Annotated in this window: 21 protein-coding genes; 16 read left to right on the forward strand and 5 right to left on the reverse strand. The window is 70.4% G+C overall.

The genetic code is table 11. The annotated features are described in order from the left end of the window. Positions 1-98: 98 nt before the first annotated feature. Entirely contained in the window at positions 99-938 is an 840-nt protein-coding gene (locus ACSURM_RS36685; RefSeq protein ID WP_436960403.1) for a hypothetical protein, read from the reverse strand. A 368-nt stretch (positions 939-1,306) separates the two neighbouring features. Between ACSURM_RS36685 and ACSURM_RS36690 the strand changes: the two genes are divergently transcribed. Further along, positions 1,307-2,125, forward strand: a complete 819-nt coding sequence (locus ACSURM_RS36690; protein ID WP_436960405.1) for a hypothetical protein — start codon at positions 1,307-1,309, stop codon at positions 2,123-2,125. 232 nt (positions 2,126-2,357) lie between these two features. Here ACSURM_RS36690 and ACSURM_RS36695 read toward each other — a convergent pair whose 3' ends face one another. Continuing rightward, positions 2,358-2,807 carry a hypothetical protein gene (locus ACSURM_RS36695; protein ID WP_436960406.1) on the reverse strand — a complete coding sequence of 150 codons (450 nt, stop codon included), beginning with the start codon at positions 2,805-2,807 and terminating at the stop codon, positions 2,358-2,360. An 89-nt stretch (positions 2,808-2,896) separates the two neighbouring features. Here ACSURM_RS36695 and ACSURM_RS36700 point away from each other — a divergent pair, with 89 nt between their 5' ends. Beyond that, complete coding sequence (locus ACSURM_RS36700; protein WP_436960408.1) at positions 2,897-3,085, forward strand: hypothetical protein; 189 nt, start codon at positions 2,897-2,899, stop codon at positions 3,083-3,085. Between the two features lie 90 nt (positions 3,086-3,175). Here the strand turns inward: ACSURM_RS36700 and ACSURM_RS36705 are convergent, their stop codons facing one another. Continuing rightward, a complete protein-coding gene (locus tag ACSURM_RS36705; protein WP_436960410.1) occupies positions 3,176-4,141 on the reverse strand; it encodes a hypothetical protein in 966 nt (321 codons plus the stop codon). A 140-nt stretch (positions 4,142-4,281) separates the two neighbouring features. On the opposite strand from ACSURM_RS36705, the gene ACSURM_RS36710 reads away from it, so the two are divergent. Beyond that, on the forward strand, positions 4,282-5,208 hold the full coding sequence (locus ACSURM_RS36710; protein ID WP_436960412.1) for a polysaccharide deacetylase family protein: 927 nt from the start codon (positions 4,282-4,284) through the stop codon (positions 5,206-5,208). Positions 5,209-5,255: 47 nt separating this feature from the next. On the opposite strand, the gene ACSURM_RS36715 is transcribed toward ACSURM_RS36710, so the two are convergent. Both ACSURM_RS36715 and ACSURM_RS36720 read right to left on the reverse strand, forming a co-directional pair. Further along, entirely contained in the window at positions 5,256-5,894 is a 639-nt protein-coding gene (locus ACSURM_RS36715) for a hypothetical protein (protein WP_436960413.1), read from the reverse strand. 432 nt (positions 5,895-6,326) lie between these two features. Continuing rightward, the gene (locus tag ACSURM_RS36720) at positions 6,327-7,055 is read right to left on the reverse strand and encodes an alpha/beta hydrolase (protein WP_436960415.1); all 729 of its coding nucleotides are present in this window, start codon (positions 7,053-7,055) and stop codon (positions 6,327-6,329) included. A 163-nt stretch (positions 7,056-7,218) separates the two neighbouring features. On the opposite strand from ACSURM_RS36720, the gene ACSURM_RS36725 reads away from it, so the two are divergent. The 13 genes from ACSURM_RS36725 to mtnC all read left to right on the forward strand — a co-directional run bounded on the left by ACSURM_RS36725 (position 7,219) and on the right by mtnC (position 20,294). Further along, a complete protein-coding gene (locus ACSURM_RS36725) occupies positions 7,219-7,656 on the forward strand; it encodes a winged helix-turn-helix transcriptional regulator (RefSeq protein WP_436960417.1) in 438 nt (145 codons plus the stop codon). 586 nt (positions 7,657-8,242) lie between these two features. Next, a complete protein-coding gene (locus ACSURM_RS36730; protein WP_436960419.1) occupies positions 8,243-9,220 on the forward strand; it encodes an Lrp/AsnC family transcriptional regulator in 978 nt (325 codons plus the stop codon). 47 nt (positions 9,221-9,267) lie between these two features. Continuing rightward, positions 9,268-10,791, forward strand: a complete 1,524-nt coding sequence (locus ACSURM_RS36735; RefSeq protein ID WP_436960421.1) for an amidohydrolase family protein — start codon at positions 9,268-9,270, stop codon at positions 10,789-10,791. Continuing rightward, entirely contained in the window at positions 10,788-12,155 is a 1,368-nt protein-coding gene (locus ACSURM_RS36740; protein ID WP_436960423.1) for an MFS transporter, read from the forward strand. Before ACSURM_RS36735 ends, ACSURM_RS36740 begins: the two co-directional genes overlap by 4 nt. Before the next feature lie 46 nt (positions 12,156-12,201). After that, complete coding sequence (locus ACSURM_RS36745; RefSeq protein ID WP_436960425.1) at positions 12,202-14,142, forward strand: B12-binding domain-containing radical SAM protein; 1,941 nt, start codon at positions 12,202-12,204, stop codon at positions 14,140-14,142. A 26-nt stretch (positions 14,143-14,168) separates the two neighbouring features. Further along, complete coding sequence (locus ACSURM_RS36750; RefSeq protein ID WP_436960427.1) at positions 14,169-15,011, forward strand: Rossmann-like domain-containing protein; 843 nt, start codon at positions 14,169-14,171, stop codon at positions 15,009-15,011. Further along, positions 14,998-15,933, forward strand: a complete 936-nt coding sequence (locus ACSURM_RS36755; protein ID WP_436960429.1) for a DMT family transporter — start codon at positions 14,998-15,000, stop codon at positions 15,931-15,933. The genes ACSURM_RS36750 and ACSURM_RS36755 overlap by 14 nt, the downstream gene beginning before the upstream one ends. 55 nt (positions 15,934-15,988) lie before the next feature. Next, a complete protein-coding gene (locus ACSURM_RS36760) occupies positions 15,989-16,372 on the forward strand; it encodes a tRNA-binding protein (RefSeq protein ID WP_436960431.1) in 384 nt (127 codons plus the stop codon). Positions 16,373-16,511: 139 nt separating this feature from the next. Then, complete coding sequence (locus tag ACSURM_RS36765; protein ID WP_436961281.1) at positions 16,512-16,646, forward strand: hypothetical protein; 135 nt, start codon at positions 16,512-16,514, stop codon at positions 16,644-16,646. After that, the gene (mtnA, locus tag ACSURM_RS36770) at positions 16,643-18,226 is read left to right on the forward strand and encodes an S-methyl-5-thioribose-1-phosphate isomerase (protein WP_436960433.1); all 1,584 of its coding nucleotides are present in this window, start codon (positions 16,643-16,645) and stop codon (positions 18,224-18,226) included. Before ACSURM_RS36765 ends, mtnA begins: the two co-directional genes overlap by 4 nt. Further along, positions 18,223-18,894, forward strand: a complete 672-nt coding sequence (gene mtnB / locus ACSURM_RS36775) for a methylthioribulose 1-phosphate dehydratase (protein WP_436960434.1) — start codon at positions 18,223-18,225, stop codon at positions 18,892-18,894. The genes mtnA and mtnB overlap by 4 nt, the downstream gene beginning before the upstream one ends. A gap of 97 nt (positions 18,895-18,991) precedes the next feature. Then, positions 18,992-19,573: a 1,2-dihydroxy-3-keto-5-methylthiopentene dioxygenase gene (locus ACSURM_RS36780; RefSeq protein WP_436960436.1), complete on the forward strand. Its 582-nt coding sequence runs from the start codon at positions 18,992-18,994 to the stop codon at positions 19,571-19,573. Beyond that, a complete protein-coding gene (gene mtnC / locus ACSURM_RS36785; RefSeq protein WP_436960438.1) occupies positions 19,560-20,294 on the forward strand; it encodes an acireductone synthase in 735 nt (244 codons plus the stop codon). Before ACSURM_RS36780 ends, mtnC begins: the two co-directional genes overlap by 14 nt. Positions 20,295-20,463 lie beyond the last annotated feature (169 nt).

The following is a 20,463-nucleotide window of genomic DNA, read 5'->3' on the forward strand; positions in this document are numbered from 1 at the left end:
ACACCTTTCACGTACGCCGTCGCAGCTCGGCTACCTGCTGTTGCCATAGGCAAGTTGGTCATATGCGCCGGTGTGCACGGCGACCCGTTCGGTCACGCTCAGCGCAGTGCGTCGACCTCGCGGGCGAGGGTGAGGCAGGCGTCGATGACGTCGCGTGCGGCGCCGGGTGTGACACCGGTGGAGAGGTGTGGGGCGCGGTCGCGCAGGCCGCGCAGGCGCGTCAGGACGTCCGCGCTGGCGGCGGGCAGCCCGCAGGCGATCAGTGCCCTGCCGAGGGATGCCACGTCCGCCGGCTGCCAGCCCAGGCCGCGGGCGAGGACGACGTCCCGGCACAGCCGCTCGAGCACGTCCCACGCTGCGACGACGGCCGCTGCCGGCACGGAGTCGGCCATGCCCCTGGCGACGCGGAACCCGTCCCGCCACACCGATCCGGGGCTCTGCTGTGCCGACTGGGGCACGGCGGACCCGGGCTGGACGACGCTTGGCCCGAAGGAACCGGGCTGCCCCGGCTGGGGGTAGCCGTACGCGGGCCCGCCCTGGGCAGGCTGGCCCGGCTGAGGGTGGCCATGCCCGGCTCCGCCTGGAGCCTGTCCCGGCGGGGGGAAGCCGTGTCCGGATCCTGCCGGGGCGGGCAGGGGATAGTCCGTGGTCTGGCCGTTGCCGGAGGGCGGCCCGGCGGGTGCCGGCACACCGTGGGCCTGCTGGGGGGACCTCCTCCACGCCGATGCCGGTCCTGCGCCGTCGCCGACGCTCTCCGCCTGGTTCAGCACGTCCCGCGCCTCCACCGCGAACTCGATGGACCCGGCCGGAGTCTCCACCCGCGTCATGCGCGCGAACGCGGCTGTCAGGTGCGCGCGCAGGACGTATACGAGGGTGAGTGTGATCAGCGGCCACACGAGGGCCTGAACGTATTTGAGAATGAGTTCGGCGATCTCCACGCCACCCATGGTGGCTGAAGAGCCGCGCCGGGGTGCGGGGAACGCCGCACACCGTCGGAGACCTGTTTCCGGTGTCCCGCCTCCGGGAGGCACCTCGCGCCCCCGAGAGTCGAGGTTCACTTGCCCCGTGCCGCCGAAGTGGACCCAGCTCGCATCGCAGGGGCCGCGTTCCGGGGGACGCCGTGACCCGCGGCGGCCGCGGGTTCACCGAGTTCCGCGACGAGCGGACGGAGGCCGGCCAGTGACCACCGCTGCCCGCCCATCCGTACGGCCCCCGCCACGGCGGCGTGCACCACCGGCCAACCCCTGTCCGTGCCCTGCCTTGACCGCATACAGTCAGGTGGTTCAACAGGGGAGGAAACTCGCACGTGAAGCACAACCCCGGCAATCGCGCCGCCAACGCGCTGCTGTGCGCCGCCACCACGGTGATCATCACCGGCTGTAGCACGGACAGTGCCGAGACCGGAGCTACGGGCACCGGGCCGACGGTCAAGAACCAGGGCGCGCCGGAACATCCCTTCGACACCATGTCGCCCGAGCGGATCCACCACCAGTCCGTAGCTGCTTTCAAGAACGCTCCGAGCATGCGCTGGGTCGGCACGTTCACCAGCGACGGCCGACAGACGGACGTCGACCTGGCTGTGGATGTCCATGGATCCTGCAACGGCACGGTGAACCGAGACTCGGTCATGCACATCATCAAGAAGGGCTCCCTCGTCTATTTCAAGGCTGAGGAAGCGTTCTGGCAGACCAGCTTCAGCCGCGAAATGACGGCGGAAGAGACCGAGAAGATGGTCGGAACCTTCAAAGACCGCTGGGTCAAGCCTCCCAGGGGCATGTCGAAGGTCCTGGGGAGCATGTGTGACATCGTCCGTGCTCAGACCGAGGCATTGAGCCTCTCATCCGACGGGGTCCTCACCCGCGAAAGCGATACCGCCGTGGACGGCCGGCCCGCCGCCGTGCTGGTGGAAAGGACTATCACCGAGACGAACACCGAGTACGTCGCCAAGAAGGGCAAGCCCTACCCCTTGAGGATCACGGTCACGGGCGGCGACGAACCCTTCGACATCACCTTCACCGATCAGGGCAAGCCCGTCGACACCACCCCACCGCCACGCGACCGGATCCTCGACCCCACCAAGCTGAGCGCCCCGACGCGACGCGCTACTCCTCCACCCGCCAATTGACGCCCTGTTCGACCTTCGCACGGCGGCCGGCACGGCGGCCTGCGTCGGCATTGCCGCCGCAGGGCAGCCGTCGGCTGGGCGGGCGTTGACGGCGCGGTAGAGGGTGATGCCGCCGCCCTGGGCGGCGGCTGCGTAGCCGCGCTCGGTGAGTCGTGCCATGGCCTCGCAGCAAGAGCCGACAGCACCCGCTGCCGGCTCATACGCTCTACGGCACAGTCGCGTTCCTGGACAGTCAGGAAGTGACCGTGGCGTCGGTGCACTTCTCAGCGTCTCCCCTGACTACGCACACGCGCATGCGATAGTTCCGATCTTCCGGCAGATTTCCCGTGGCCCATGGGCTGGTGTAGGGCGAATCGTGACCCCGGGTGGTGGCCTTCCGGTTGTCGTAGGTGAGGACGGCCTCGATTCCGTACCCGTCCGCGTTCATGTCGTGCACACGCATGGCGTCACCGGGGTTCCCGTTCAGCGGGTCCTGGCGCCACTCCGCGTACCCGGCGGTTATGCCGCCGGTCAGATTGACCATGACGATGCGCCCCCATGTCGGCCACGTGGGCGTGAAAGAGAACTCGTCCAGGGAGGGAATTTCGGCTGCCGCTGCCGGCTCGGCGCTGACGAGCGCGGTGCCGGCGAACAGGGCGGCCGTACCGAGGACGACTCCGAGTCTCTTTCTCATGCGATGCATGCTGCCCCTCCGTCTGCGGTGCGTTGGTCACTGTCTGCGATGTTCCAACCGACGTGCTCAATGCTGACGGGAGAAAGGCACTGGCGTCTATGACGCGGCGTCTCCACTTGCTGGACGCGGCGTCCATCGCCGCCGACGAACCGGAGGCCACCGCCAGCACCGTCGGCCGATTCTTCGAGGAACTGCTCGTCGGCAGAACCGTCTGCGTGTGGGCCGAGCCGCCGTTGGTCTCCCCTGACGCCCGGCGCGCCGATACCGCCGGACCGGCCGTGCCGTAGGCAGGCCCTGTGCATCCGCTCTCGGCGGTGCGCAGGGCGAAGGGCACGGCGATCGTCGCGGCCGGCCGGTTCCTGGATCCAGCCGGGTCGTCAGTGGCAGAGGCGGGCGGTGGTGAGGGCGCCGCCCGCGTTCTCGTCGTCCGTGCCGAGGACCGCGGTGTCGGAGCCGGACACGCAGTCCACGGCCTCGACCTTGTGGCCCTCGAACTTCCGCAGGACCTGCGGGGAATGGGCCACCGTGAGCCGCACCCGGCCCGAGCGGTCGAGCGACACCGAGCCGGCGTCGCTCACCGCCGAGTCGAACGGACCGTCGTTCCCCCCGTCCGACGCCGAGGCGATCAGCAGCCGGCCCGAGTCGGTGACGGAGATGTCGGAGGCGTGACGGACGTCCTGCGTGGGATACGGCGCACGGTAGGCGGCCTTCGTCACCGCGCCGAACACCGTCTCCCCGTACTGGTTGAACGACAGCGGTGCCGCGTAGAGCGTCGCGGGTCGGCCGTCGCCTTCGCCGCGGTCGGCCCAGACCGCCGCCAGCTTGTTGTGCCGGGAGACGAGCGTGAAGCTCTCGAAATCGTCGCCCTGACCGATCGCCGGGAGCGGCGCGAGGTCTTGGACCTGGACCGCCTTCCCGTCGTCGGTGACCCCGAGGTGGTAGACGAGGCCCCGGCTCGACACGGCCAGGTACTCGTCGGAGGTGCCCGGCACCGATTCGATCGCCTCCACGTCGATCGGCTCGGCACCGCCCTTCCATTCGAGCGGCCGCATGGTGCTCGTTGGGACGGACTCACCCGCGCGGTAGTCGAGTTGAGCTATGCGGTTCTCTCCGGGGCGCTTGTTGTCCAGGGCGACCAGGACCCGGTAGGTGTTGCCCGTGCGCGAGGTGACGGCGAGTCCGCTGACGCCGCTCTTCACGTCGTGGCCGACCTGAGTCCATCCGGTGGCTGCGAGCGCCGGCGCGCCACTCGTCCGGGCCACGGTCACCCCCGTGCCGGCGGCCACGGCACCTCCCGCACAGAGCACGGCGATGGTGGTCAGGACGGTTTTGCGCATGCGCATGAAGCTCTCCCTGGTGATGTGACGCGCGTAGATGATCACTGGCTGGGACCGTAATGGCCTGCCCGTCCATCCGGCAAGAGGCGTGACCACATGAACGGAAGATGTTTTCCGATGGCGGCAGAACCCCCGGCGAAGGGACAATGAGTGGCATACCGGCATACCAATGTGCCGCCCGCTCGCGTCACACGCGCAAGTTGGTGCACCACCCTTTCAAGGGCGGGGAGCCGTTGGCCGATAGCTGGGACATGCATCTGCACTCACTGTCTGTGTTCACGTATCACCGTTCCTTCTCCTGGCGCCTGTTCGGGGCAAGTGCCGCACTGTCCGCTGTCCTGCTGGGGGTACTCGCGCAGGCTCCGGCGTCCCGGCCGGCCGAAACCGTCACGCCGCACCTGGCGGCGGCCGTGGACGGTGAGGGAGGACTGCGAGCGCTGTTCGGATCGGAGAATCGGGTGATCCGTACGCGCGAGCGAGTGGTCGCCCTGACGTTCAACGCGGCCTGGAACGACGCCGGTCTGGACAGCATCCTCGGTGAACTCGCCCGCCGTCGCGCACCCGCCACGTTCTTCCTGACCGGTGACTTCGCCGCCCGTTGTCCCGCGGTGGTGAGAAGGATCGCGGCAGCCGGTCACGGACTGGGCAACCATTCCTTCAGCCACCCCTACTTCAAGGACCTCGGCGTGACCGGACGGCGGCGCGAAGTGGTGGCGGCGGAGCGGGCTCTTCGCGCGGCCGGGGCGGGCCGCGCGCTGACGCCGTTCTTCCGGTTCCCGTACAGCGAGACCACTCCCGCTCACATCGGGGAGGTGAACGCCCTCGGGTACGCGGACATCGAGTTCACCACCGACACCAATGGGTGGAAGGGGACCGAAGGCGGCATGACGGTGGACCGTGCGGTGGGCAGGGCACTGGACGCCTTGCGTCCGGGAGCGATTCTGCAGATGCACGTCGGAACCTCACAGGGCCGCACCGAGGTGATCGATGCCCGGGCCCTGCCCCGGATCATCGACGCGCTCACCGACCGCGGCTACGACATCATCGACCTGCGCACCCTGCTCACACTTTGACCGGGCCCGCACCTATGCCTCGTCGTCCTCGCGGGGGTGGCCGCGGCTCATCGTCTGACGCGGCTGCGTACGGCGAGCACGGCGAGTCCGAGCAGGGCGGGTTCGACGAGGCGGGCTGTCATTTCCACGTAGGTTCCGGTGGTGGTCAGGTCCTGCCCGGAGGTCCGGAAGATCACCGAGTTGACCACCACTCTCAGGGATTTCTCGAACCGTGTGGTCGTCAGGCGTTCTGTGTAAGGCTCTTGTGGGTTGACAGGGGGCGGTTTCCTGGTGGTCAGGGTGACTCGGCGGCCGTCGGTGGTTCCGGTGCTGACCGGGTCCGGATCGGTGCGGGGCAGTCCCCACAGCATCATCGTGAGCATGGTGGCCGTGATGGCCAGGGCCAGCCAGGCCAGGGCGCGGGTGGAGCGCAGGCCGTATCCGGAGAGGGCCCAGTACAGGTGGAGCAGTGTCCGCTCGCCGCGGGGTGTGGTGGTGCCGTGGCGGCGCATCTCCATTTCGCCGTAGTATAAGTCGGCCGCACCCGGTTCGTTGCGGCCGTCCTCAAGGGCTTTGCGGAGCTGCCGGTAGACCGGCGCGAGGACGGCGGGTTCCCGCGTGGGGACGCCGGGTGGCGCGGGTGCCCAGCCGTGGCTGTGCCGGGTCGCCCGCCAGTGGTGTTGCCGCTCAGGTCGTGCGTCGGGCATGCTCTTCGCCCGCCCGGCCGGGCCCGCGACGCCCCGTGCCTGTCTCGGGCGGAGGTGAGCGAGGGCCGCGCCACGGGTCCGTCCCCGGTCCCTGGTCCGTCCACGGTCCGTCCTTCGGACGGGGACGCAGCCAGCGCAGGTAGTCCGCCGCTTCCCAGGGCCGCGAGACGGAGCCGAGCCGCGCGAGCCGACCGTCCGGGCGGACCACCGCGAGCAGCGGCCGGGGGCCGAGAGTCGCCTGCCGCTCCCGCAGTTCGCCCGGCGGTAGCTGCTCCAGGTCGTGCAGCGGCGCATGCTCCGCGAAGGTCCGCCGCAGCCGACATCGTCCCCGTCGTCGGTCGCGGACCTTCTGACCGTGACCCAGCCGTGGTACTCGAACACGCCACGGTCCCAACGGCCTGGGTAAGAAGGCGGGTTCGGGCCGCCCGGCCCCTACGGGACGAGTCGGAGCAGGAGTTCGCTCAGTTCGGCAGGCATGGTGATCATGCAGTCGTGTCCGGTCGGCAGCTGCCACACGCGGGCCGGAGAGCCATTGGGCTGTACCGGGGGGACGGGCCGGCGGGTGATGCCTTCCGGCTGGGCGCCGACACAGTGGATGTGTGTGCGCGGGATCGCGCGCGCGGCCGGGTTGTCCAGCCGTACCGGCTGCCGCAGGCAATCCACCGGCTGATCCGACAACAGCGTGCGCAGCCAGGCGATGTCCGCCGCGTCGGTGACCCCGAACAGGCCGAGCGGCGGGGGAAGTTCGACGGGCGGCGGAACACGCCAGCCGCTCTCCGACCGCTCGGCCAGGTCGATCAGCCGCTGGGTCACCGGCATCACGTCGACGGCGGTCTCGCCGTGCTCCGGCACCATCGCGTCCAGGTACACCAGATGCGCGATCCGCTCCGGGACCGCGTTGGCCGCGGAAGAGACGACCAGCCCGGCGTAGCTGTGTCCCACGAGGACCACCTCACTCAAGTCCTCAGCCCGGATCAGGCCGACGACGTCCTCGACGTGTGTGTCGAGCCCGACCCCGGGGCCGGCCAAGTGTGCCGTGTCGCCGTAGCCGGTCAGCGAGGGCGCGAGCACGCGGTGCCCGGCCGACTCCAGCAGTGGGACCACCCGCTCCCAGCACCGGCCGCTGTGCCACGCACCGTGCACCAGCAGGAATGTGGGCATGGAGAACGGCCCTTTCTCTCTCGGGGCCGAGGCGCGAGAACCCGGTGGACAGCGGTTCCCTTTCATGCCTCGGTACTCTTCGGAAACCGTCATCATCGTGGTGCACCCGCCGCACCCCGATCAATAGGGCACTTCGCGGTGCCCCGGTTCTGTGGAGGTAACCATGAGCACAGCAGGTGACGCGTCGCGGCCGGTACGGCGGGAGGACCCGTGCCGGACCCGCGAAGTGCTCGACATCGTCGGGGACAAGTGGTCACTGCTGGTCGTGCGCCACCTCAGCCAGGGGCCGCGCCGCTTCACCGAACTCAAGCGCGCCGTCGACGGCATCAGTCAGCGCATGCTCACCGTCACCCTGCGCGATCTGGAACGCGACGGCATCCTCACCCGGACCGTCCGCAACGTCATGCCGCCTCACGTCAGTTACGAACTCACCCCGATGGGCAGGACCCTGCGCCAGGCCACGGCACCCCTGCTGGAATGGAGCGTCCTGCACCTGCCGAAGATCGACGCCGCCCGCGCCGCGTACGACACCCGGGCCAACACCCCGGACGCCTATGGCCCGGGTGCGGGAGACGGCCGAATCGCCGGGGCCGGGGCCTGAGGGCGGGGACGACGCGGAATGCCGGCGCCGGCAGCGTTCGAAAGCCGGGGAGGGCCTTGTGGCGGTGTCGCGGCTGTGTGATCCGGACCGGCTTGCGCCCTCGGCACCGGCAGGTCCACGACCTGTTACATGACAAGAAACGGCAGGCTCACGGGCGCAGCCGCGCAGCCCACCACGGTCGTGGTCGACGCGTAGAGAGTGAACACCTCGGCGAACGTCGCCGAGCGAATCAAGCCGTGCGGTGGGCTCGCGTCCGTCACGCGAATCGGGACGAGTGCGGTCGAACTCTCGTCCTGGCGCGGGCACTCAACGTGGGATGTACGGGGGACGGAAGCCCCGCCAGGGTCGGGGAAAACCAGAATCGTGCGGTAGATGAGCACGCAACGCGCCCTCGGACCGTGACAAGCCGGGAACCGACCCGTCGAGTGGCCGAAGTTTTATCTCCGCCCGAGAACGATCGTTGACGGTGTACCTGTCAACTGTCCAAGATGACCTGCCTACCGGGCCCCGAGATGCCGATAACCAGCATCAGGAGCCGCGGAAAGGTTGGCAACCGGCGTCAGTGCAGCGTTGGAGAAGGCTCCGCATGGGATTGTCGCGCTTCGAACAGAAGCTGGTCGTCGCTCTCCAGCGTGATCCCCGGGCCCCGTATGCGACGCTTGCCGACGCGCTGGATGTGGATGAGCGTTCCGTTCGGCGTGCCATGCGCCGGCTGCGGGACGACGGAGTCCTGACCTACTCGGCCGCCATCGCGCGCGAGGACACTCACGGCTGGCTCGCGGCTCAGCTGGAGGTGGGTTGCCGTGCGGGGACGGTCGACAAGGTCGCGCACGCGCTCGCCGATCGCTCCGACACCCGGTACGTCGCCGCGGCCACCGGGGACGCCGACCTGGTCGTGGAGCTCGTCGCCCGCGACCCGGGCACCCTGCACACCTTGGTCGTACACGAGTTGCCCACGCTGGACGGCGTCCGGTGGGTGCACACCCAGGTCGCGGTGCGGCTGTTGCTGTCCGCCGCCGACTGGGCCCCGGACGGCTGGCGCAGCCCGCGGCGGCAGCGGGTGATCGACGGAAGGCGCGAAGCCGTCGCCGTGAAGCTGGATGACAGCGACCTGGCCATCATGCGGGTACTGGACGAGGACGTGCGCACGTCGGCGGCGCGCATAGCGCAGCGGGTCGGGCTGCACGAGACGACGGTGCAGCGGCGGCTGCGCAAGCTGTCGGAGTCGGGCGCCGTCTACATGAGGGCGGATGTGCCGCCGGCACTGCTCGGCTTCCCCATCGAGGCCCGCTTCACCTTGCAAGTGCGCCCCGACAGCCTGGAGGCGGCGGTGCGGCGCCTCGCGTGCGAACCGATGCTGCGCGCCCTGTACATCCTCACCGGGCCGTCCAACGTGCTCGGGTATTCCGTGCACCGTTCGACCGGCGCCCTGGAGGACTTCCTGGCCGGTCCGCTCGCCGAGATCGACGGCCTGCTGGGCTGCGACATCCGAGTCGTGCTGCACGCGTACAAGCGCAACGGCGCTCTCATACCGACGACGGACAAGTGGGTCGTTCCTGAGTAGACCACGTCACCCGAGGACGGCAGACGGACGGGGGAGGACAAGTCACCATGCGGATGCGGCAGAACGCGGCAGGGACATCGGGCAGCCTTGGAAAAGGACCGTACGACCGGCTGGTCTTACGAGGCGTCACCGTCATCGACGGTACGGGCGCTCCGCCGTACGGCCCCGCCGACGTCGTGCTGGAGCGCGGACGCATCTCGGCGATCGTCTCGGCGGGCCGCAACACCGACATGACACAGGCCGGCCAACAGGTCGACGTCGGCACCGACTCGTGGGAGCTGCCCGGCCACTATGTGCTACCGGGACTCATCGACGCCCACGCGCACATCGCGTCCGCCGAACAGGGGCCCGACGCCGACTACAGCTACCGGCTCTGGCTCGGGCACGGCATCACCAGCGTCCGGGAGACCGGTTGCCTGGGCAACGGGACGGAGTTCACCGTTCGGGAGGCGCGGCGGGCCGCGGCGAACGAGATCACCGCACCCCGCATCACGCCGTACGCGGCCTTCGGCGCCGGTCGCTCCGAGCCGTTCCGGACAGCCCGGGATGCCGAGAAGTGGGTGGCACAGCAGGCCGAACTCGGGGCGGAGGGCATCAAGTTCTTCGGCGCGCCACCGGAGATCTTCCGCGCCGCGCTCGCCGAGGCCGAGCGGCTCGGGCTGGGCAGCGCCTGCCACCACGCACCCTCCGACGTGGCGCGTGTCAACGCCCTGACGACCGCCCGCTGGGGCCTCGGCAGCATCGAACACGGCTACGGCCTGCCGGAGGCCATGTTCACCGACCGCCGGGTCCAGCACTTCCCCAGCGGCTACAACTACAACAACGAGCACGACAGGTTCGCCCAGCTCGGCCGGTCCTGGCGGCAGGCGGCCGAACCCGGAAGCCGCGTCTGGGACGACACGCGGGACGAACTGATCTCCCTGGGCACCGCTCTCGACCCGACATTCGTCATCTACACGGCCGCACGGGACGCCGCGCGGGCGCGCGGGCGCGAGTACCTGCGTGACTACGCGGCCCCGCAGGCATGGGAGTTCTACCAGCCCAACCCCGCGAACCACGGCTCGTTCCTCTACGACTGGGGCACCGAGGAGGAGGTGGCCTGGAAGGAGAACTACCAGCTCTGGATGGCGTTCGTCCGCGACTTCCATCAGCACGGCGGGCTTCTCACGACCGGCTCCGACGCCGGATTCATCTACAACCTTTACGGGTTCGGGCTGGTGGAGGAGATGGAGTTGTTGCGCGAGGCCGGCCTGCACCCGCTGGAGATCATTCGCTGCGCCACCGCCAACGGCGCCCGGCTGCTCGGCCTGCACGACACCGGCACGCTCGAACCGGGCAAGGCCGCGGATCTGCTCATCCTCGACGAGGACCCGCTCGCCAACCTGAAGGTCCTTTACGGACACGGCCACTTGCGCATGCGTACGGACGGCTCCCTGACCCGCGTGGGAGGCGTGCGCCATGTCATCAAGGGCGGTGTCATCTTCGACGCCGAGCGGCTGCGGGCCTCGGTACGCGAGCAGGTTTCCGCCGAACGCGAGCGGCTCGGTGCCGCCGCACCGTTCACTCCGTGACCGCACGTGACGGACTGGGAGATCCCATGGTGAGCCCCTACGGGACGCGAGCGCGGGCACGCTTCCCGGACAAGCCGGCGCGCCGCCACGTCACCGTGGCCATCGGCGTCGGACAGGTCATCGAATGGTTCGACTGGACCCTGTACGCGTCGTTCGCCGTGTTCTTCGCCGATCGCTTCTTCCCGGCGAGTCAGGGCGGGAAGACCGCGCTGCTGAACGCTTTCGCCGTGTACGCCGTGGGTTTCGTGTTCCGCCCGCTGGGCGGCTTGGCGCTCGGCCACCTCGCCGATCGACTCGGCCGCGCGGCCGTCTTCAACCTGACGCTGCTCATGATGGCCGGCGGCAGCCTGGCCATCGCCGTCATGCCCACCTACGGGCAGATCGGTGTCGCCGCACCGGTGCTGCTGATCCTCGCCCGCGCGGTCCAAGGGCTCTCCGCCGGTGGGGAGATGCCGGCGAGCACGGCCCTGGCCACCGAGGCCGCCCCTGCCGGGCGCAGGGCCTTCCACGCATCGTCGATCTTCGTGGGCACAGGGCTCGGTGTCCTGCTGGCATCCCTGCTGGGCTGGGTTCTCACCTCGACCCTGACCGAGGACCAGATGGCGGGCTTCGGCTGGCGCATCGCCTTCGGCGCCGGCGCCCTGCTCGGCCTCGTCGGACTGGTGCTGCGCCGCCGGGTGCTCCGGTCCGAGGCGGCCGTCGCACAGCGGCCCGATCCGGGGCCGGCGCGCCGCACCGGGCCTGGCCGGCGACGGTCCGCGAGTGCCGCCGAGACCGTCCGGGCCGAGGCCAGGGGCGTGCTGCGCGTCGTCGGCTTCGGTATCGCGGCGACCGTCGGCTTCTACACGCTGACGGTCTACATGCCGACCCATCTCCAGCTCCGGGAGGGCATGCGCCCCACGACCGCGTTCATGGTCAGCTGCGTCGTGCTGGCGGTCTACACCGTGCTGCCGCCCCTGGCCGGTCTCGCCGCGGACCGCTGGGGCCGGCGTCCGGTGATGGGCTGGAGCGCGCTGGCGCTGGCCGTGGTGCTGGTGCCGTCCGTCGCTCTGATGTCCCGCGAGGTCGCGGTGACACTCCCGCTCCTGCTCGGCTGCATCGTCCTGCTCACCGCTTTTCACGGGCCGTTCCCCGCGCTGATGAGCGAACAGTTCCGGGCCGAGACCCGAGGGCTCGGCGTCGGCATCGCGTACTCCCTGGTGACAGCGTTGTTCGGCGGCACCGCCACCTATCTGGCCGCCTGGCTGACGGCCCTCGGACACCCGCTGTGGTTCTTCGGCTACGTCGCCGCGACGTTCGCCCTCGCCGCCGTGACCCTCTACATCATCCCGGAGACACCCCCTTACCACCCCCTCGAGCCCTGAGCCCCGTCCACTCCTCGGGCCTCCCACCACCCACGAGAGGAACGCCATGCGCGCAGCAGTACATGAGACCGTCGTTCATGACGTCTTCCACCGCCCCCCGCACAGAGACGACACCGCGGCCGGGACACTCACCGCACTGCGCCGCTCCCGGCGCGACGGCTTGATCGAGCGGGCCGGATGCGAGCGCTTCGGCCAAGTGCCCTGGAGCACCCGCGCCTTCCCCGTACTGGCCGCGCTCGCACCGGTGATGACCTCCCCGGAAGGCGAGATCACGTACCCTGGCGACCCCATGTGCCTGTACGCGGCACTCAGCGTCGTCGTCGACAACGCCCTGAAGTCGGCCCGGCACGGGGCGGAAGACGCCGACGACATACCGTTCACGGACCTGTGCCCCGACTGGCGATGTCCCCCGAGCAAGGAACGGAGGCTGACCGCGCGGCACGGACTGCGCCTGACCGATACAGCGGTGGGCACCCCCGACGACACGGTGTTCGATCCACGGGTGTGGGACGATCAGGCCCGCGACAGCCTGCGGAAGCTCACCCGGCGGCTGCGCCCGAAGGTCTTCCTCGTCAGCACCGTCTCGCCGGCACACCGCTACGCGCTGGAGATGGCCCGGGTGGTGAAGGAGGAACTGCCCGACTGCCTCGTCGTGTTCGGTGGACGGCACATGGACGAGACCATGCGCTACGCCCCGGCCGACCGGTCCGTCGTACTGCAGTACAGCAGCACGCTGCGGGCCATCGAGGACGGGCGCGCCGAGCCGGTGGTGGACTTCTGCGTCAGCGGCGAGGGCTACTTCGCGCTCGACCTGCTGATGAAGGCGATCGCCCTGGCCATGGACCTGGACCGCACCCGGGCACACGTCCACGACGTGGTCGAGACGCTGAACCTGCTCGGCGACGCGGGGCTGCGCCTGCCGGGGAACTCGCTTCTGTGCGCGCGGGACGGCGCGACCGTGCACGCCTTTCCCATCAGGGGCGAGAAGTACGACCTCGCCGAACTGCCGTCGCCGTACCAGGGTTTCGCCATCCGCTCCCGCTTCCCGGTCTTTCCGCTGCCCGACGGCGGCCCCGCCCGCACGGCCCATATGACGGTGACCAACGCCTGCCCCTACCACTGCGACTTCTGCTCCGAGTCGGCCCTCGTGGTCGGCGGACTCAAGCGCTTCGGCGCGGCACCGGCCGAGGCCGCGCTGGAGCGGGTGTGCGAGTACGTCAGCTACGGCGCCGAGGCCGTCTTCTTCGACGACTCCATCTTCTGGAGCGGTACGTTCCGTGCCATCCGGGAGTTCTGCGAAGCTCTGCGCGCTGCCCGCGCCGCAGCCTCCCCCGAGGACCTCCCCGAGCGCTGCCGCCGCTGGATCACCGGTGACGATGACTGGCGGCGCTTGCGCGAGCTGCGTTTCGGCTGTCAGGTGACCGCCGACCTGCTCACCACGCTGCACGGCGAGGACGAGGTGCGCGAGATGCTGTCCGCACTGCGTGACGCCGGGTGCACCTACCTCTACATGGGCATCGAGAGCATGTCGAGCACGGTCATGGACCACGTCCACAAGAACATCCGCCGGGTGGAGGACCTGCCCTGGAAGAAGAAGGTCCGCACCGCCCTGACGCGCATACGGGAATCCGGCATACCGGTGGGCAGTTCCGTGCTGTTCGGCCTCGAGGGCGAGACCCGCGAGACGATCGAGGAGACCGTCGAGGAGGTGGGGCGGCTCGTGGACGACGGCCTCGTCATGCTGGCCAGCCCGAACATCCTCACGTACCACCCGGCCACCCGTATCACCCGTGACCACGGCATGCAGGACAGTCTCGACTACCACTCCCCGGACGTCGACAACCGGCCGCCCTACATCTACTTCGAGGAGGCATTCCCCGGAGTCGTCTCACGCCGGCTGTCCGAGGACGACATCTGGTTCATCCACGAGTCGACGGCCAAACGCTGGGGCGGCATCCGCAACTCCGCCGCGCCCGAGTTCTCGTAACCCACAGACGGAGAGAGCCACACGACATGAACGACATCCTGGGCACCCTGCGAGACATCCTGGCCGAACGCGGTCGGGACGTGCCCGACGACGACTTCCGGCTGCGCAGCCTGTGGAGCGTCGACTACCGGTCGCAGCCCACCGAGTACGAGCGCTTCATGGTCTACAGCTTCGTGCTCGCGCAGACCGTCCGGCAGGGCTGTTGCTACGCCGACTTCGGGTCCGTCCGCCTCGACGAGTCCGGTGACGGGCTCATCGGGAAGGACGCACGCCTGGTGCGCGGCCGTACGCTGGAAGAGGACATCGCCATCCTGGATGCCGCGTTCGGCGCGTTGCCCCGCAGTCCGGCCAAGGTCCTCACCGTCGACGGGTCGCCGGAGGCCAAGGCGCTGGCCCGGGCGAAGACCGCCGTGGACGAGACGATGCGGCTGCTGACCCGCTCCGGAGGCCGCAAGGTCGCCCAGATCGGGGTCATGGGCAATCTGATCCAGCATCTCCTTCGGGAGGACATCGACATCACCGCGAGCGACTTCGATCCCCACCTCATCGAGAACGGCATCCTCGGCGTCCCGGTGTACTCGGGCAAGGAGAGCGCGCGACTGGTCGCGGAGAGCGACGTGGCACTGGTGTGCGGTGAGACGCTGGCGAGCCGGACCCTGGAGGAACTGATCGCGACCGCGGCCGAACACGACACCCGGCTGGTCATCTTCGCCGTCACCGGCTGCCACTTCGCGCAGGAGTACTGCGCGACGTTCGGCGTCGACACGGTCATGGCCGAACCCCAGCCCCAATACCTCTTCCAGGGCCCTTCGACGCTGGAGATCTACCGGAAGGACGCCCTCGGGCGCATGGGCCATGGTGAGCACTGAACCGAGAGAGGTCGGCGCGGACAGGGCTTCCGGGAGCGAGCGTTTCGTCTCCGGGGTCCTCCCCATCCTGCTGGCCGGACTTCTGTGGGGCAGCACCGGCACCGCGGCGAGCTTCGCCCCGGCCGGTGCGTCCGCCCTCTCCGTGGGCGCGGCCAATATGGGCATCGGCGGTCTCGTACTGCTGGTCGTCGCGGGCCGCTCCGTGCTCCCGGTGCTGAGGGGCGGGGCCCGCGCGTGGCGCACCGTGCTGGGGGGCGCTGCCGCCGTAGCGGTCTACCCGCTGGCCTACTACACGTCCATGCATCTCACGGGCATCGCCACGGGCACCGTGGTCACCGTCGGCTCGACCCCGGCTTTCACCAAACTGTGCGAGGTGATCGGGGAGCGGGCTCTGCCCCGCGCCCGCTGGGTGGGGGCGAGCGCGGTGTCCACGGCCGGCGTCGCACTCGTCGTCGCCGGACAGCGACACCCGGCGGACGGACCGCACGGCGCGGGGGAGACCGCCGTCGGCGTCGCTCTGGGACTGCTCGCCGGTGCGGCGTACGCCGTCTATTCCTACAGCGCCGGACGCCTCATCCGCCGCGGGGCCGCCTCCCGTTCCGTGATGGGGCTGATGTTCGGTCTGGGCGGCCTCATGCTCGTGCCCGTTCTCGTGGTCACCGGAGGACCGCTGCTGAGCACGCGCTCGGGGCTGTTGGTGGCCGGCTATCTGGCACTGGTCCCCATGGCGCTCGCCTACCTCCTCTTCGGGCGGGGCCTGGGCCACGTCACGGCGAGCACGGCGGCCACCCTGATCCTGGTGGAACCGGTGGCGGCCGCGGTGTTGAGCGTGGTGGTCGCGGGCGAGCACCTGGACCCGCTCGGGTGGGCCGGGATCGTCCTGGTCGGTGTCGGCTTACTGATCCTCGACGATCGTGAGTAAGGTACGGATGCGCCTGTCCTCGTCCAACAGACGGATCGCACACAGGAATTGAGGGATGACGACCATGACAGCCACCGAGTCCGCAGCCAACCGGGACGAGCAGACCACGGAGAAGATCGACGCCGGACAGTTCTTCCAGTGCGAACTGCGGGTGGGACGTGTGATCGAGGTCGAGGACTTCCCCGAAGCCAGGAAGCCCGCGTACAAGGTGGCCGTCGACTTCGGTCCGGCGGGCGTCCTGCGCACGAGCGCACAGGTCACCCACTACGACCGCGATGTGCTGAAGGGCCGGCTGGTCGTCGGCGTGGTCAACCTCAAGCCCAAGCGGATCGCCGGCTTCCGGAGCGAGTTCCTGCTGCTCGGGTCGTTCGACGCCGAGGGCCGGGCCCAGCTCCTCACTCCGGCGCAAGGGGCGACGCCCGGAGATCTCGTGGGCTGAGGCGACCCTTTGAAGGGCAGAGTTCCATTCCGCGACGGCGAAGAACCGCAAGTGTGAGTCCCACCTGATCGCGCGAGCGCCGTCTTCCCACGGCGCCACCGCGTCAGCCCTCTCATGTACGCACCGCGCAAGGAGCAGAATGTCCCGCCGCCTCTTCACCTTGGAGTCCGTGACCGAGGGCCACCCGGACAAGACGGCCGCCCGGATCGGCGACACGAGCCGCGCAGCGCTCCCGGGGCTCGTCCGCCTCGCCGCGGGAGAGGGGGCCCGATGACCCGCCTCGCGCCCGAGATATCGCTGACCTGGGACGACGGTGCGGTCGTCGCCGTCGACCAGCGGGCCCTGCCGCACGAGTACCGCCTGCTGCGCATGGAGACCGTCGGTCAAGTCATCGATGCGATACAGGGCTTGGCGGTCCGCGGCGCCCCCGCCATCGGGCTCGCCGGCGCGCTGGGAGTCGCGCTCTCCGCCCATCTGCGTCGTTCCGGCGCCGCCGGGACCGGCCTGGACGAGGAGGGCGTCCGCCACGACGCCGCACGGCTGGCCGAGGCCCGTCCCACCGCCGTCAACCTCGCCTGGGGCGTCCGCCGCGCGCTGGCCCGCATCGGTTCCGGCCCGGACGCCGTTCTCGCCGAGGCGCTGGCGATGCTGGAGGAGGACGCCGCGGTCAACCGGCGCGCCGTGCGGCACGCTGCCGACCTGGTGGAGACGCTGGCTCCGAACCGGCGGCTGCGCATCCTGACACACTGCAACACCGGCCGTCTGGCCACCGCCGCCGTGGGTACGGCGCTCGGCACCATCCTCGAACTCTCCCGCCGCGGACGGGTCGAGGAGGTACTGGTGGACGAGACCCGCCCGCTGCTCCAGGGCGCCCGGCTGACCGCCTGGGAACTCGGCGAGGCGGGCGTGCCCTACCGGCTCTGCGTGGACTCCGCCGCGGCCGCCTCGATGAGCCGGGGCATGGTGGATCTCGTGGTGGTAGGCGCGGACCGGATAGCGGCCAACGGGGACACGGCGAACAAGATCGGTACCTATGGGCTGGCGGTGGCGGCGGCCCGGCACGGTATTCCCTTCGTCGTCGTCGCCCCCGAGTCCACCTGGGACCGCGACCTGCGCGACGGCTCCGCGATCGTCGTGGAGGACCGCGGCCCCGGCGAGGTGACCGGTTTCGCCGGCATCACGGTCGCACCCGTCGGTGCCGCGGTCCACAACCCGGCCTTCGACGTCACCCCGGCCGAGTTGATCACCGCACTCGTCTCCGAGAAGGGGGTGACCCGGCCAGGCCCGGCCCTCCCGGCGGACACCTCGGGCACCGGGCGGGGGGCCGATCCGCAGCCGGCCGAGATCGCCGCCCTGCTGACCGGGTTCCCCGACCACCCCGCCCCGGGGACGCTTTTCCGCGACCTGGCCGGCCTCTATGCCGAGCCCGGCATGCTGGCCCGGCTCGCCGCCCGGGTGGCCCGCGAGTTCGACGGGAGCTTCGACCGCGTCCTCGCCGTGGAGTCCCGCGGGTTCGTGCTGGGGGCCGCTCTGGCCGCGAGCACGGGGCTGCCGCTGACCCTCGCCCGCAAGCCCGGCAGACTGCCCGGGCCGGTGTACGAGGCCGGTCACGAGCTCGAGTACGGCCACGACCGTCTGGAGCTGCGGAAGGGGGCTCTGACCCCTGACGAGCGGGTGCTGTGCGTGGACGACGTACTGGCCACCGGCGGCACCCTGGCCGCCGCCGCCCGGCTCGTCGCCCTGAGCGGCGCGCGGGTGGCCGGGCTCGTCGCCCTCGTGGAACTGGAAGGGCTGGGCGGGGCCGAGCGACTGTCCGGCAACCGCCTGCTGACTCTGTGCGAGGTGCCCGCGTGACCGACCGGACCTTCCCCTCCGACCCGAGCACCCGTCGAGTGGGGGACGAACTCGCCTCGTTCTCTGCGCGGTTGTACGAACGCGGCTGGATGCCCGGCACCTCCGGCAATCTCTCGGCCCGCCTGCCCGGCGCACCGGACCGAGCCCTGATCACGGCGAGCGGCCGCGACAAGGGCGAGCTGACGGCCCAGGACATGGTGGTGGTCGACGCCAGGACGGGCGACCCGGTGGAGCCCACGGCACTGCGCGCTTCAGCGGAGACCTCGATCCACGCGGCGGTCTACCGCACCACCGACGCCGGGGCGGTCATCCACGTCCACTCGCCGTATGCCACCGCCGTCGCCTGCCGGGCCGGCCGGGAGACACGGACGACACTGGTACACCTGGAGCGTTTCGAGCTGCTCAAGGGCCTGGGCCTGGCCGACGCCACGAGTACCGGGCTTCCGGTGTTCCCGAACTGGGCCGAAGTGTCCCGCATCGCGGCAGACGTCGCCGACTACTACGGGCAGGCCACGGCCACACCGCCCGGCCTGCTGATCGCCGGGCACGGTGTCACCGCGTGGGGCAAGGACCTCGCCCAGGCCCGCAACCGGCTCGAGTGCCTGGAGTCGATCTGCCAGCTCCTGGTGATCGGCGCCGCCGAGATACGGGTCCGTGACCCCGGCTGACGAAGCGCGGGCGGCCCCGAACCCCGCGGTTCCACCTGTCATTCCGCCGGACCCGGCAGCACCCGAGAGCCCTCGACCCGTGGAGGAGAGTCCACCGATGACATTGCTTCAGGTCACGCCCGACGACGCGCCGGACCGCGTTCTGCTCCGTACCCGGGACCGGTCGAAGATCACCGAGGTCCTGGCGGAATGCCCGGTGCGGCTGCGCGACTGGCCGGTACACGGCCCGGCCGGGCCCGGCACCACCGAGGAGCAGATTCTCGCCCGCTACCGCCGCGAGGTCGACGAACTGTGCGCTGAGGAAGGGCTGCGCCTGGTCGACGTCGTGCGGCTCCACCCCGAGGACACTCCCGAATGGAGGGACCGTGCGGCCAAGGCCCGCGCGGCCTTCCTGGAGGAACACCGGCACGAAGAGGACGAAGTCCGGTTCTTCGCCCAAGGGACGGGGTGCTTCTACCTGCACGTCAACCGCAAGGTGTACGCGGTGGTGTGCGAGGCGGGCGACCTGCTGTCGGTGCCGGCCGGGACGACGCACTGGTTCGACATGGGACCGCGCCCCGACTTCTGCGCGGTGCGCTTCTTCGAGAGGGAGGACGGCTGGGTCGGGGACTTCACCGGCGACCCCATCGCACGGCACTTCCCCCGGCTCGACGCCCTGCTGGCCGGTGCCGGTGAGTAGCGCGGCCGACGAGGGGCGCCGGGTGACGGCGGTGGTCCTCGACATCGAGGGCACCGTCGGCTCTCTCACCCATGTGCGCGACGTGCTGTTCCCGTACGCACGTGAGCGTCTGGCCGCCTGGGTACGACAGCAGCGCGGCACTGATCGGTACGCCGAACTTCTGCGGGAGACAAGGAGGCTGACCGGCGACCCGCACCTCGACGAGGCCGGCGTGATCCGCGCCCTGACCGCGTGGTCCGACGAGGACGCCAAGGTCCCGCCGCTGAAGTCCGCGCAAGCGCTGATCTGGGCCGAGGGCTACGCCGACGGCTCGCTTCACGGGCACGTGTATCCCGAGGTGCCCACGGCGCTGGAGCGCTGGGCACGGGCGGGAATCGCCCGCTACGTCTACTCCTCGGGCGCGCGGGCCGCGCAGCACGACTGGTTCGCACACAGCGACCTCGGCGATCTGACCGGTCTGCTGGACGGCTACTTCGACCTCACCGACGCGGGAAGCAAGCGCGAGGCGGACTCGTACCGGACGATCAGCCGCGCCCTGGGCGTGGCTCCCGCGGAGATCCTCTTCTTCAGCGACGTCCGCGAGGAACTCGACGCGGCCGTGGCGGCCGGATGGCAGGCCGTCGGAGTGCGCCGGGCCGAGGACCCGCGGGGCGCCGTCATCGAAGGCCATCCGACGGTGGACCGCCTGGACGGTATCCGGCTGACCCCGTGGGGGCTGTGACGGGCAGACTGTCGTCGGCTGGGAGGAGGCCAGGCCGGGCAGGCCGCTGCGCCGGGGGGCAGGGACAGGAGTAGGGGCAGGAGTAGGGCCGGCTGTCCGAGGGGGAAGCCGTAATACTCCTGGCCTCAACGGCATCGGCCCTGCGGTCAGGGTGCGAGCCGTCCCATGC

Source organism: Streptomyces sp. SudanB182_2057, from assembly GCF_964272715.1.
GTDB classification, from domain to species: domain Bacteria; phylum Actinomycetota; class Actinomycetes; order Streptomycetales; family Streptomycetaceae; genus Streptomyces; species Streptomyces rubradiris.